Origin of the sequence: Mesorhizobium sp. M6A.T.Ce.TU.002.03.1.1, from assembly GCF_003997275.1 — a bacterium.
In the GTDB taxonomy this organism is placed as follows: Bacteria; Pseudomonadota; Alphaproteobacteria; order Rhizobiales; family Rhizobiaceae; genus Mesorhizobium; species Mesorhizobium mediterraneum.
The window spans coordinates 87,644-100,383 of sequence record NZ_RZTI01000007.1 but is presented as its reverse complement, the minus strand read 5'-3'; the positions used below and the strand labels follow the sequence as shown (position 1 = coordinate 100,383).

The following is a 12,740-nucleotide window of genomic DNA, read 5'->3' as shown; positions in this document are numbered from 1 at the left end:
CGACAAGGCCGATATGGACGTCACCATCAGGCGCGAGCCGATCGGCGTCGTCGCTGCCGTCGTGCCGTGGAATTCGCAGCTCTTCCTTTCGGCCGTCAAGCTCGGTCCGGCACTGGCGGCCGGCTGCACGGTCGTCTTGAAAGCCTCGGAAGACGGCCCAGCGCCGTTGCTGGCCTTCGCCGAACTCGTTCACGAGGCCGGATTTCCCGCCGGAAGCGTCAACATACTGGCCGGGTTCGGGCACGATTGCGGCCAGCGCCTGACAAGTCATCCGCTGGTTTCACGCGTCGCCTTCACCGGCGGACCTTCGACCGCTCGCGCGATTATCCGCAACACGGCGGAAAATCTCGCCTACACGACGCTGGAGCTGGGCGGGAAAAGCCCGGTTGTCGTTTTCGCCGACGCAGACCTGGACAGTGCGGCAAACGCGGTCGTGGCCGGGATTTTCGCGGCGTCTGGACAAAGCTGTGTCGCCGGCTCGCGGCTGCTGGTCGAGCGTTCGATAAAGGCCGAGTTCCTCGACAGGCTGAAGCACAAGGCCGAGGCCATCAAAATCGGTGATCCGCAGGATCCGGCCACCGAAATGGGACCACTGGCAACACTACGTCAGCGGGAATGGATCGAGAGGATCGTTGCCGAGAGCCTCGCCAGTGGTGGGACGTTGATCACCGGCGGAAAACGGCCCGACGAGCATCCGCGCGGCTTCTACTACGCACCGACCATGATCGACACCGAGGATACAGCGCTGCCCTGCGTGCGGGAGGAATTGTTCGGTCCGGTGCTCAGCGTTCTCACCTTCGACACGGAAGCCGAAGCCCTGGCGCTTGCCAACGATACGCCGTTCGGCCTGGCCTCGGGCGTGTTCACCACCAATCTCGCCAAGGCGCACCGCATGGCGCGCGACATCCATGCCGGTGTCGTCTGGGTCAACACATACCGCGCCGTTTCGCCGCTCGTGCCGTTCGGCGGATACGGTCAGTCAGGGCTCGGCCGTGAGGGCGGGCTCGACGCCATCCGCGATTACACGCGCTCGAAATCCGTCTGGATACGGATATCCGACGAGCCGATCCCGGATCCGTTCGTCATGCGATGAGGGCAGCGCCGCGATCGCGCAATTTCATAACAACAAGAAACCAAAAACAACCAACAGAGGAGAATGACATGAAACTGATTTTGACCGGCATTTTGGCCGGACTCTTGGCAACCACCGCCGCACGGGCCGATGAAATGGTGTTCACCAGCTGGGGCGGAACCACCCAGGAGGCGCAGACCAAATCCTGGGCTGCTCCGTTCGAAGCCAATTCCGGCATCAAGGTCCTGCAGGACGGCCCGACGGACTACGGCAAGCTGAAGGCCATGGTGGAAGGCGGCAGCGTCGCCTGGGATGTCGTCGATGTCGAAATGGATTTCGCCATCGAGGCGGCTAAGGATGGCCTGCTGGAGCCGATCGATTTCAATGTCGTGCCGAAAGCCGATCTCGATCCTCGCTTCACCACCGAGCATGCGGTCGGCAGCTTCTACTATTCCTTCGTTCTTGCCTGGAACAAAGGGGCGGTGTCGGGCGAGCCAACCAGCTGGGCCGACATGTTCGACCTGACGAAATTTCCCGGCAAGCGCACGTTCTATAAATGGTCGGCGCCAGGCGTCATCGAGATCGCATTGCTGGCCGACGGCGTGCCGGCAGACAAGCTCTATCCGCTCGACCTCGACCGGGCGTTCAAGAAACTCGATACGATCAAGTCGGAAATCGTCTGGTGGGACAGCGGCGCGCAGTCGCAACAGCTGATCGCCTCCGGTGAGGCAGCCTTCGGGCAACTCTGGAACGGGCGTGTCTTCGCCCTCCAGCAGGACGGCGCCGATGTAGGGGCATCCTGGAAACAGAACATGACTGCCGCCGACGTGCTCGTCATCCCCAAGGGCTCGAAGAACAAGGCTAGCGCGATGAAATTCCTGGCCACAGCGACAAGCGCGAAAAGCCAGGCAATGTTTGCTGAAGCAAGCGGCTACGCGCCGATCAACACGGCAGCCAAGGCCGAAATGCCGGCCGACGTCGTCAAGTCGTTGCCGGACGCCTATGTCGACGGGCAGATCAACCTCGACATGAACTACTGGGCTGAAAACCGCGACGCGATCGCGGAGCGTTGGTACGCCTGGCAGGCCAAATAGCCGCCGCCCTCACCCATGAACCGGCGGGGCGCCGCTAGGCGTCCCGCCTGAGCTGCCGGGATCATCGCCATGTCGGGCAATTTGCTTCATCGACAGCCAATCCTCCGAAGGCCAGACGGCGTCGGCGGCGCCTTGCCGGCGCTGACCCTCATCACCCTGTTCTTCGTGGTGCCGGTCGTCGCGTTGCTGTTGCGCAGCGTGACCGAGCCCGTACCGGGCCTGCAGAACTACGCCATCCTGTTTGGCGACGGCACTTATGCGCGGGTCTTCTTCAACACCTTTCTGGTCGCCACCGTCGTCACCGCCGTCACCGTGATCGTGGCGTTTCCGGTCGCCTGGATGCTGGCGATCATGCCGCCTGCCCTCGGCTCGATCGTCTTCGGCATCATCATCCTGTCGATGTGGACCAATCTGCTCACCCGCACCTATGCCTGGATGGTGCTGCTTCAACGCACCGGCGTCATCAACCGGACGCTGATGGATATTGGCCTGATCAGCGAGCCGCTGCCGCTGATCAACAACCTGACCGGCGTCACCATCGGCATGGTCTACATCATGCTGCCCTTCATGATACTGCCACTGGTCGGAACCCTGCGCGCCATTGATCCGATGACGCTGCGCGCCGCCGCCCTGTGCGGTGCGAGCCCCTTCAACGCCTTCCGCCGCATCCTGCTGCCATTGTCGCTTCCCGGAATCGCTGCAGGCGGCCTGATGGTTTTCGTCATGTCGCTCGGCTATTTCGTGACGCCGACGCTGCTCGGCGGCACCTCCAACATGATGCTCGCCGCAATGATCGCCCAGATGATCCAGTCCTTGCTCAACTGGGGGCTCGGAAGCGCGGCGGCTTTCATCCTGCTTTTGGTGACCATGGCCCTCTACGCGCTGCAACTGCGCCTCGTCGGCGCCAAGCGCATGACAGGAGGCATCTGAGATGCTGCTCGACTACGACCGGCTGGGCTGGCTGCGCGCAGCACTTCTGGGTTTCACCGGCCTGGTTGCCGCGTTTCTGCTGCTGCCGGTGGTCTTCATCGTGCTTTTGTCGTTCGGATCGTCGCGGTGGCTGGCTTTTCCGCCGCCCGGCTGGACGCTGAAATGGTATGCGGAGCTGTTCGCCGATCCGGCTTGGCTCGAAGCAGCGCTGACCAGCGCGCGCATTGCCACCATGGTCGCGATTCTTGCCGTCGTCATCGGGCTCCTGGCTTCTTTCGCCCTGGTCAGGGGACAGTTTCGCGGGCGCAACACGCTTCGCGGCCTGCTGCTGACGCCAATGGTGCTGCCGGTCGTGGTCTTCGCCATCGCCATCTATGCATTCTTCCTGCGGATCGGGCTCGGCGGCACCACGGCAGGCTTCGTCATCGCACACACAGTCCTGGCACTCCCCTTCGCCATCATTCCCATCACCGCGGCACTCGAAGGTTTTGACAAATCCATCGAGGATGCGGCGATCGTCTGCGGCGCAAGCCCATTCGAGGCAAAACTCCGGGTCACCTTGCCGGCGATCAAGATCGGGATTTTTTCGGCGGCGATCTTTGCCTTCCTCGCCTCGTGGGACGAGGTGGTGGTCGCGATCTTCATGGCCAGCCCCACCTTGCAGACCTTGCCGGTCAAGATCTGGGGCAGCCTGCGCCAGGATCTCAGCCCGGTCATCGCCGCCGCCTCCAGCCTTCTGGTACTTCTGACCTTGAGCCTGATGATCGTAACCGCACTCATTCGGCGGAAACTGTCGAAATGACCGAACCGTTTCTCTCCATTCGCTACCTGCGCAAGACATTCGGCAGCTTCGTCGCGGTGCACGATGTCACGATCGATATACCTAAGGGCGAATTCCTGACCTTCCTCGGCCCTTCCGGCTCCGGCAAATCGACGACGCTCTACGCGGTCGCCGGCTTTCAGCAGCCGACATCCGGCGAGGTTCTTCTCGAAGGCAGGTCGCTGCTGTCGGTGCCGTCGCACAAGCGCAATATCGGCATGGTGTTCCAGCGCTACACGCTGTTCCAGCATCTCACCGTCGCCGAGAACGTTGCCTTTCCGTTGCGCGTGCGCCGCCGGCCGGACGCCGAGGTGAACCGAAAAGTCGCCGAGATGCTGTCGCTGGTCCGGCTCGAGAGTTTCGGCGGCCGATATCCTGGCGCGCTTTCCGGCGGACAGCAGCAGCGCGTGGCGCTTGCCCGGGCGCTGGCCTACGATCCGCCGATCCTTCTGATGGACGAGCCGCTTTCGGCGCTCGACAAAAAGCTGCGCGAGGAAATCCAGGCCGAGATACGGCGCATCCATCGCGAAACCGGCGTAACGATCCTTTACGTCACCCACGATCAGGACGAGGCGCTGCATCTTTCGGATCGCATCGCCCTGTTTCGGGACGGGCGCATCGAGCAGATCGGCACCGGTGAGGACCTCTATCTGAGACCTGCGAGCGAATTCGTGGCCAGCTTCATCGGAAATTCCAATTTCCTGCCGGCTGAGCATCTTGAAACCGTCAACGGCTCCGCCACGATCCGCCTGGCCGATGGCTCGGTCGTCTCCGGCGTCAGGATCGATCAGGACTTCAGCCATGGCCAGAAGACCCGGCTGATGGTGCGGCCGGAAGCGTTTCGGCTGAGGCCCGGCCCGGCCACTGCCGGGCTTGCGGTCGAATTCATCGACACCGCCTTCTTCGGCGAGCGGCGGCGAGTCATCGCGCGCACGGCCGCCGGCCAGGAGATCGACGTCAGGCCGACATCCGACATGGCGCAAGCACATGAAGGCATCGCCTCGAGCAGACAGATTTTTTTCGATCCCGCCGCCGCATTTCTGTTTCCCGCCTGACGGGCGCGCTGGCGGTCTGGAACGAGATCTCAGGCAGCCGGCGGCTCGATGGTGACGCCGTATTTGGCGGCGATGGCCATGAGCTTTGCCATTTCCGGCATGTCGGCGGCGGTCGCGACGTCCAATTCGCCAAACATCTGATCAAGGCCGCAACTCGGCGCGCAAAGGACGAGCACGCGAGCCGGCTTGTCGCCGACATTGCGGATGGCATGGCGCCGGCCGCGCGGGCCGAAGAAACAGCAGCCGGGCGCAACGCGGTGAGGTGCCGGTTCGCCCTCGAATTCGATGACGAGTTCGCCACTCAGCACGTAGAAGGCTTCATCCTCACGGGCATGGGTGTGCGGTGGCGTTCCCGCGCCCGGCGGAACCACGGACTCCCAGAGCGAGAAGGACCCCGCAGTCTCAGCGCCGGTGGCTTTGTAGATATGGGTGATGCCCAGAACGTTGAGCGTCGATCCGGTCGCCGGTTCGCGAACGAACGGTTCGGCTGCTGTGACTTTGGCATCCATCGTCGATCTCCTTTGTGGCTCAGGTGGCTCACCAAGAGACATAGGTCCGTTCTCGCCCGTCGATTAGCCGGAATTGTATGGACATGCTGTCCGGATTTCAGGACAATCCGACGATGGATCCGCTCGATGGAATCGCTGCGTTCGCTCGCGTCGTTGATAGCGGCAGCTTCTCAGCGGCGGCACGGCACCTCAAAATCTCCAAATCTGCTGTTAGCGCCCATGTGCAGCGGCTCGAGGAGCGCCTGGGCGTTCGCCTGCTCAACCGCACCACGCGTCGACTCTCGATGACCGAAGCGGGCGCAGCCTATTACCGCCACTGTGCGCGGATTCTCGCCGAAGCCGAAGCTGCCGAACAGGCGGCGAGCGCGCTGCAGCGCGAGCCGCGCGGCACCCTTCGCATTTCGGCGCCCGACAGCTTCGGCTGGATGCATGTGGCGCCGGCCGTCCCCGAGTTCCTGACGCGCTATCCGGAACTTTCCGTCGATATTGCTTTGAGCCCGGCGCATGTGAGTCTGGTCGATGAAGGGCTCGATCTGGCGATCCGCATCGGCGTGATCGAGGATTCGCCGCTTGTCGTGCGTAAGCTCGCGCCGTCCCGGCTCGTCGCCTGTGCTGCGCCCGCTTATCTCACGGAGCGTGGAGCGCCGCGCGAGCCGGGCGACCTTGCCAAGCACAACTGCCTCTGCACCAGCCTCCTGCCTTGGGGCGATGAATGGCGCCTTGCCGGCAAAATTGGCGAGGTAAGGGTGGCCGTGGGGGGCAGCTTTCGCAGCAATAATGCGGAGATGCTGCGCGTTGCGGCGCTCGGTGGCATCGGCATCGCCCTACTGCCCACTTGGGCGGTAGCGGAGCCGCTGCGTACTGGCGCGCTGCGACGCGTGCTTGACGCCTGGGAGCCTCCAGCCAGCACGATTTATGCCGTCTATCCCAGCAACAGGCTCATGTCGATGAAGGTCCGCGCCTTCGTCGACCACCTTGCGCGATGCATTGGGCGCATGCCGTATTAGGATGAAGGCCTTTGAGAAGAGCGCCCGTTTTGGATCGTTTTGAGCTACGGCACCCATTGATCCAGCCTCGCAACTTTCTCTCAGAACGCAGTCAGGAACAGTCTCCATGCCGGTCAGAAAACTTGCGATCTTGACTTCAAAAGGGACTTGGGCGGGTTGAAATTTCCTCGGTTTTGCCCACTTTCGCTATCAATTGGCCGAGTGGTGCGATTTCCGGCGAAAACAGCGCGATCGAATTGACGAGAAAAATACCGTCAGCGGTGCTGGTCGAAGAGCGTGGCGGCCTGAAGAGCAATTTGGGATCTTGCGTACCGAGGCTGCCTTGGGCGCGCAGCGCTTAGTGGCAGAGACCGCCGGCGCTGCGCCGGTTCTCACTCGCGATACCTGGGAGCATCTGATGCCGACCCGCCCCTATGCCATTCTTGAAGCGCCGTCCGCGCTGGGTCTGGCGACCGACGGCGTGGAGGACTTGCCCAGTCGGCTGCTGGAACTGGGCCTCGCCGACCGAATCCATGCGCGCCATGCCGGGCGGCTGGCCGTCCCGCCGAAAGACCCGAAGCCCGACCCTGCCACCCTGACGCTCAACGCCAACGCGATCGCGGCGTGGTCGCCCAAGCTCGCCAACGCGGTGGAGGAGGTGCTGGACGCAGGCGAATTCCCGGTGGTGCTGGGCGGCGACTGTACGATCGTGCTGGGCCCGATGCTCGCGCTGCGCCGGCGCGGCCGCTACGGCCTGTTCTTCATCGACGGCCACGCCGATTTCTTCCAGCCCGAGGCCGAGCCCAACGGCGAAGGCGCGTCCATGGACCTGGCCTTCGTCACCGGCTACGGGCCGGCGCTGCTGACCGACCTGGAGGGCCGCCGTCCGTTGGTGCGCTCCGAGGACGCTGTCGCCTTCGCTTTTCGCGATCACGAAGACCAGGCCGAATTCGGCAGCCAGCCCTTACCGGCGGAGCTCATGGCCTACGATCTCCATGCCGTCCGCCTCCTGGGCGTCGAAGCCGCTGCCCGGGCGGCCGTTGGCCACCTGACGCGGCCTGAGCTCGACGGCTTCTTCATCCATTTAGACGCCGATTGTCTCGACGATGCGATCATGCCGGCGGTCGATTTCCGCGTACCGGGCGGGCTGTCGTGGGACGAGCTATCGGCAGCGCTCCGGATCATCCTGGCAAGCGGCAAGGCGGTCGGGCTCGAGGTCGCCATCTACAATCCGCGCCTCGACGTCGACGGCAGCGCCGGCCGTGGCCTTGTTGATGTCCTGGCCGTAGCTCTCGGCACTTCCGCGCCCGCTTAAGGGGGCCGGGCTGCCCCGATGAGCTGCCAACTCATCAGTCGCCGCAGAGGTCGGACTCCCTGCCGTATTGTCCATCACGATGGACGGGTAAGGAGCCCCCGCAAGACCGTCTCCGTGATCGTCTTCGCAGCCAAATTGTAGTCAGCCACCTTTAGCTGGCTGACATGTAGCGCATCGCAGGCGAGAGCCTCGAACTCGGCATAGAACTGCGTCGCGGACCACAACAGAATGAACAGATGGCGCGCGTCGACTTTCTCTATCTTTCCGGCCATGGCCCAAATATCGATCACCCGGGCCTTCTCGGACGTGACGGTTCGCATATGATCGCGAGCCTCGGTCGAGAGATGTACAGCTCCCTGCAGTATCTCGTTTGCGAAAAGGCGCGTCTCTGCGGCATTCTCCCGGGCATGGTCCAGCTTCGCTCGAATGTAAGCCTCGATTGCCTCGCCGGGCTCACGATCGGCCGATATATGCCGAAACGCGTCGTCCCAACTATGGATGAGGCGATCGATGGCGGCATTGTAGATCTCCTCTTTCGACGAGAAGTAATAGTAGACATTGCCCTTCGGCAGCCCTGAGGCCTTCGCGATCTCAACGATGCGGGCACCATCAAGGCCCTTCCGCGAGAAGATCTCGACAGCCGCTGTCAGGATCTTGAGCACGTTCCTCGCTCTGATCGGCTCATCCGACGCGGCTTGCGACGGGTGCCCTTTTTCAGCGGAAGCACGGGGCGCGTTCAGTTCTTCTGCCATTGGTTATTCCGTTATTTTCATTGATTTTTTGCGCCTGGATGATCACCCGGGTCAACAGTTCGTTTTTGCTCAGAGACCTTTCAACCGGATTTTATGAGGCCTCGAGAATCGAAGCACCACTAAAAAAGAAGTTGACAATCTGGTCAAGTTTTTTCATGAAAAGCTGACAAAACGGTCAGGTTCCTGGAGGAGCTGCCGCAGTCGACCACCTTGGAGAGGGTGCGAATGGCAATGTTGCTAAAGACCGCCATGGAGGAATTCCTTTCAGATTGGTCCGCCGATCTGAACGGACCCTGGCGTGCACTGATCAGGCATGCGGGGCCGGATATTGACGGGATCGCGGCCGAACTTGAGCTCGAGGTCTGGGAACCGATCTTTCCCGTCCGTCGCGGCAAGCACTTTCCGGGAATGCCTGCGGGCGCGCATTGCCTGAGAGCTTTCGACGGAATCGCCCCCGATGAGGTTCACTGTGTCGTTCTGGGCCAGGACCCCTACCCCGAACCCGGGTTTGCCACCGGACGGGCATTTGAAGCTGGAAACCTGGCGGGATGGCACGAGCTCGACAAGATGTTTTCAAAGAGCATCCGTGCCTACATGCAGATGATCCTGGCAGCGCGCACCGGTGACCTGTCCTATACCCGCAGCTTCGACGATTGGCCGAAGACACTTGCAGCCATGGAGAGCGGTGCAGCCGACATCGAGCAGCCGTCCGATATCGCGGACCGCTGGGTCTCGAAAGGCGTTCTCCTACTGAATGCCTCGCTGACGCTCACTCGCTTCAAGGTGGATGTGGATCCGCATCAGTCCAAGGGCCATCTCCGGCTCTGGCGTCCGCTGATCGTGGAAACCTTGCGCGCCCTTGCCTCGCGGGAAAAGCCGCTGGTATTCCTCGGGTTCGGCGACGCCGCCGCGGAAGCACTGGCAGAAGCGGGAATCGACGAGAACGCGGGCGGGCATCTTCGCTGCGTTCTGCGCGATCATCCCGCCCGCGCCGAAGCCGTCCTTTCCAGACCCAATCCATTCATTCTTTGCAACCGCTACCTGGAGGAGATGGGCTCTCGTCCCATCGCGTGGTGACCATGGCGGCAACGAAGACATTCGATTTCATCATCATCGGCGCCGGTTCGGCAGGCTGCGTTCTGGCAAACCGCCTGTCCGCCGATCCCGCCAACAAGGTGCTTCTGCTCGAGGCCGGCGGCAGGGATCTCAACCCGCTGTTCCGGCTGCCCATGCTGATGGGCAAGCTTTTCCATTCGGGCATCTACAACTGGCACTATCACACAGAGCCCGAGCCGCATCTGAACGGACGGTCGCTCTACTGGCCTCGTGGCAAGGTGCTCGGCGGCACATCCACCATCAACGGCATGATCTATGTTCGCGGAAACCGGCACGACTACGATCGCTGGGCGCAGATGGGCGCCACAGGATGGTCCTACGATGAGGTGTTGCCAGCGTTCCTCCGCTCGGAGACCCATGTGCAGCGCAATGGCGCCTATCACAACGCCGAAGGCGAACTGACCGTCTGCCGGGCGCGCGGCTGGAACAGCCTGCTCGATGTCTTTCACGAGGCAGGCGGACAGGCGGGATATCCTCACAACGATGATTTCAACGGCGAAGAGCAGGAAGGCTTCGGCCGTTATGACTTCACCATCGCGAAGGGCAAACGCTGCTCGGCAGCCTATGCGTTCCTGCGGCCGGCAAAGAAACGCCCGAATCTGACGATCATCACCCGCGCCCATACGAGGCGCATCCTCATCGAGAACGGCCAGGCTGTCGGCGTCGAGTTCAGCCGAAAAGGCAACATTTCGAGAGCCTATGCAGACCGCCAGGTGATCCTGTCGGCCGGCGTCGTCAACTCGCCGCAGATCCTCATGCTTTCGGGGATCGGCGCTGCCGACGAGCTCGCGCAGCATGACATCCCTGTCGTCCAGGATCTTCCTGGTGTCGGCAAGAACCTTCAGGATCATGTCGATTGCGTCATGGCCTATGAATGCCGGGAGCCGGTCACGCTCTATTCGGACCTACGCGCCGACAAGCTCACCTGGTCGGTGATCCAGGGCATGCTGTTCGGTGAAGGCATCGCCACGACTTTCCCCTACGAAGCCGGGGCCTTCGTCAAGTCGCGCACCGATCTGGCCGCGCCTGACATCCAGCTTCACTTCATGCCGGCGCTCGAAAAGACGGCGAACCTGCATTTTCCAAACCCGTTCAAGAAAGAGCGGGTGGAGGCCAACCATGGCTTCTCGTTGCGCGTCGGCCCGGTCAATCCCGAGAGCCGCGGCGAGATCAGGCTGCGCTCGGCCGATCCGATGGACCGGCCGCGCATCAACGCGAACTACCTGCAAACCGAGTTTGACATTCGCACGATGATCAACGCGATCCGCATGACGCGCGACATCATCAAGCAGAAGGCTTTCGAAAAATATCGCGGCAAGGAGCTCGCCCCGGGTCCGGCCGTCGAAAGCGATGCCGAAATGGTCAAGTGGCTGCGTACCAATGCCATGACGACCTTCCATCCGGTCGGCACCTGCAAGATGGGCAACGACCCGATGGCCGTGGTCGACGCCCGACTGAAAGTTCACGGCATCGAGGGCCTGCGCGTAGCGGACGCCTCGATCATGCCAATCATTTCCAGCGGCAACACGAACGCGCCGTCGATCATGATCGGGGAGCGAGCCGCCGAATTCATTCTCGACGAGGCATCCAGATGATCGTGGAACATCGCACGTACACCTTTCGGCCGGGAACAGTCGATGGCTGGCTGAAGAAATACGAGACCGAGGGTCTGCCGATCCAGAAGCGGCATCTCAACACCTTTCTCGGACTCTATGTCAGCGAGATCGGCCGCCTGCACACGACGGTCCTGATGTGGCGTTATGACAGCCTCGCCGACCGCGAGACGCGGCGGGCAGCCATGTATGCCGACCCGGAATGGCAGGCGTTCATCTCCGGCGTCTGGTCTCTCGGCGCCATTCAGAGCCAGGACGTGATGATCATGAATCCGGCGCCGTTTTCTCCCGGCGCCTGAGGAAGAGGATGCAAACCTTGCATCCCGATGACGACCGGGCGGCGAAAGAAGCCACCCCAATAAGAAGTTGCAGATATCGAACCTCTAGAGCAAGGAAAAGGGAACATGACCAACAAGACTTCAAATGAAATGAATGTGCTGCACCGGCCGGTCGGCCGCCGCAGCCTCCTCAAGGCCTCGGCAGGATTGGCTGCCTTCACAATGGCGGGCGGCCTGCTGACAGCTGCCGCGCACGCTTCGGGCGGCCTCGTGGCGCTGGTTCACACGCAGGCGGCAGGCGATGCCGGTCCGGTGGACTCGATGATTGCCAAGCTCAAGCAGCTCTCCGAGGAGCAAGGCTTCCAGTATCGCGCGGTATACGCTCAGGACCCGGCGACCTACGAGACCATTTTCCGTACGCTGGGCGATGCTGGTGCGGCAGTGATCGTCTCGACCTTCAACGAGGTCGCGGAACCCTTCAAGGCGCTCGCTCCCTCCTATCCCAATACCAAGTGGATCCAGCTGTTTGCAGATCCCTTCGAGCCGGCGATCCCGAATGTCGTCACCGTTTCCTATGATTACTATCTGGGGTGCTATCTCTCCGGCATTTTCGCCGCGCGTGTGAGCAAAGCAGGAAAGCTCGGCTTCATCGGTGGTGTTTCCATTCCGCCGATCAATGCCGACTACAATGCGTTCAAGGCAGGCGCCCAGTCCGTGCGTCCAGACGTATCCGTCGCCATTGCATTCGCGGGCTCTTTCCAGGACCCGGCCAAGGGCCAGGAAATCGCCACGCAGATGTACTCGAGCGGTATCGACTTCATCCAGACCGACGCCGCGGCAACCGACTTCGGCATCATCGCCGCCGCAAACGAGGCGGAAGGCCGCCTGGTGAGCGTGCTCGACCCGGCCCAGTTCCCGCAGGGGCCAAAGTCCGTGATCTCGATCGTCGGCCTCGACTTCGGCACCTCGCTTTACAACGAGGTCACGAAGGCACTCGGCAGCGATTTTTCCGGTGGCACACATGAGCATACCGGCCTTGGAACAGGCGTCATCGACTTCATTCCGTCGCCCCTCTTCACGCAGCAGGGACCGGCTGACATCATCGCCAAAGGCAAGGAGGCAGGGGCAGAAATAGCGGCGGCGCGCGCAGCGATCCTCGATGGGTCGCTGAAGGTGCCGTTCAATACGAGCCTCTGACCT

The 12,740-nt window shown here is 62.2% G+C and carries 13 protein-coding genes; 11 read left to right on the top strand and 2 right to left on the bottom strand.

Annotation, left to right across the window (positions count from 1 at the left end; translation table 11 throughout):
- The 5 genes from EOC93_RS04120 to EOC93_RS04100 all read left to right on the top strand — a co-directional run.
- The coding region (locus EOC93_RS04120; RefSeq protein WP_127203923.1) for an aldehyde dehydrogenase family protein at nucleotides 1-1,093 on the top strand (1,093 nt) is incomplete at its 5' end.
- Between the two features lie 68 nt (nucleotides 1,094-1,161).
- Nucleotides 1,162-2,166: an ABC transporter substrate-binding protein gene (locus tag EOC93_RS04115; protein ID WP_127203922.1), complete on the top strand. Its 1,005-nt coding sequence runs from the start codon at nucleotides 1,162-1,164 to the stop codon at nucleotides 2,164-2,166.
- Between the two features lie 69 nt (nucleotides 2,167-2,235).
- Nucleotides 2,236-3,096 carry an ABC transporter permease gene (locus EOC93_RS04110; RefSeq protein ID WP_095483700.1) on the top strand — a complete coding sequence of 287 codons (861 nt, stop codon included), beginning with the start codon at nucleotides 2,236-2,238 and terminating at the stop codon, nucleotides 3,094-3,096.
- Nucleotide 3,097: 1 nt separating this feature from the next.
- Entirely contained in the window at nucleotides 3,098-3,898 is an 801-nt protein-coding gene (locus tag EOC93_RS04105) for an ABC transporter permease (protein WP_095483699.1), read from the top strand.
- Complete coding sequence (locus EOC93_RS04100; protein ID WP_095483698.1) at nucleotides 3,895-4,971, top strand: ABC transporter ATP-binding protein; 1,077 nt, start codon at nucleotides 3,895-3,897, stop codon at nucleotides 4,969-4,971. The genes EOC93_RS04105 and EOC93_RS04100 overlap by 4 nt, the downstream gene beginning before the upstream one ends.
- A 29-nt stretch (nucleotides 4,972-5,000) precedes the next feature.
- On the opposite strand, the gene EOC93_RS04095 is transcribed toward EOC93_RS04100, so the two are convergent.
- On the bottom strand, nucleotides 5,001-5,480 hold the full coding sequence (locus EOC93_RS04095; protein WP_158302520.1) for a cupin domain-containing protein: 480 nt from the start codon (nucleotides 5,478-5,480) through the stop codon (nucleotides 5,001-5,003).
- A 77-nt stretch (nucleotides 5,481-5,557) separates the two neighbouring features.
- Here EOC93_RS04095 and EOC93_RS04090 point away from each other — a divergent pair, with 77 nt between their 5' ends.
- Nucleotides 5,558-6,487: a LysR family transcriptional regulator gene (locus tag EOC93_RS04090; protein WP_245461350.1), complete on the top strand. Its 930-nt coding sequence runs from the start codon at nucleotides 5,558-5,560 to the stop codon at nucleotides 6,485-6,487.
- Nucleotides 6,488-6,884: 397 nt separating this feature from the next.
- Nucleotides 6,885-7,781: an arginase family protein gene (locus EOC93_RS04085; RefSeq protein ID WP_095483994.1), complete on the top strand. Its 897-nt coding sequence runs from the start codon at nucleotides 6,885-6,887 to the stop codon at nucleotides 7,779-7,781.
- 74 nt (nucleotides 7,782-7,855) lie between these two features.
- Here the strand turns inward: EOC93_RS04085 and EOC93_RS04080 are convergent, their stop codons facing one another.
- A complete protein-coding gene (locus EOC93_RS04080; RefSeq protein ID WP_095483696.1) occupies nucleotides 7,856-8,533 on the bottom strand; it encodes a TetR family transcriptional regulator C-terminal domain-containing protein in 678 nt (225 codons plus the stop codon).
- A gap of 225 nt (nucleotides 8,534-8,758) precedes the next feature.
- Here EOC93_RS04080 and EOC93_RS04075 point away from each other — a divergent pair, with 225 nt between their 5' ends.
- The 4 genes from EOC93_RS04075 to EOC93_RS04060 all read left to right on the top strand — a co-directional run bounded on the left by EOC93_RS04075 (nucleotide 8,759) and on the right by EOC93_RS04060 (nucleotide 12,737).
- Nucleotides 8,759-9,610 (top strand): uracil-DNA glycosylase, encoded by an 852-nt coding sequence (locus EOC93_RS04075; protein ID WP_245329774.1) that lies wholly within the window; start codon nucleotides 8,759-8,761, stop codon nucleotides 9,608-9,610.
- A gap of 2 nt (nucleotides 9,611-9,612) precedes the next feature.
- Nucleotides 9,613-11,244: a choline dehydrogenase gene (locus EOC93_RS04070; protein WP_126103540.1), complete on the top strand. Its 1,632-nt coding sequence runs from the start codon at nucleotides 9,613-9,615 to the stop codon at nucleotides 11,242-11,244.
- The gene (locus EOC93_RS04065; RefSeq protein ID WP_095483693.1) at nucleotides 11,241-11,561 is read left to right on the top strand and encodes an NIPSNAP family protein; all 321 of its coding nucleotides are present in this window, start codon (nucleotides 11,241-11,243) and stop codon (nucleotides 11,559-11,561) included. Before EOC93_RS04070 ends, EOC93_RS04065 begins: the two co-directional genes overlap by 4 nt.
- 105 nt (nucleotides 11,562-11,666) lie before the next feature.
- Complete coding sequence (locus tag EOC93_RS04060; RefSeq protein ID WP_095483692.1) at nucleotides 11,667-12,737, top strand: BMP family ABC transporter substrate-binding protein; 1,071 nt, start codon at nucleotides 11,667-11,669, stop codon at nucleotides 12,735-12,737.
- The last annotated feature ends 3 nt before the right edge of the window (nucleotides 12,738-12,740 follow it).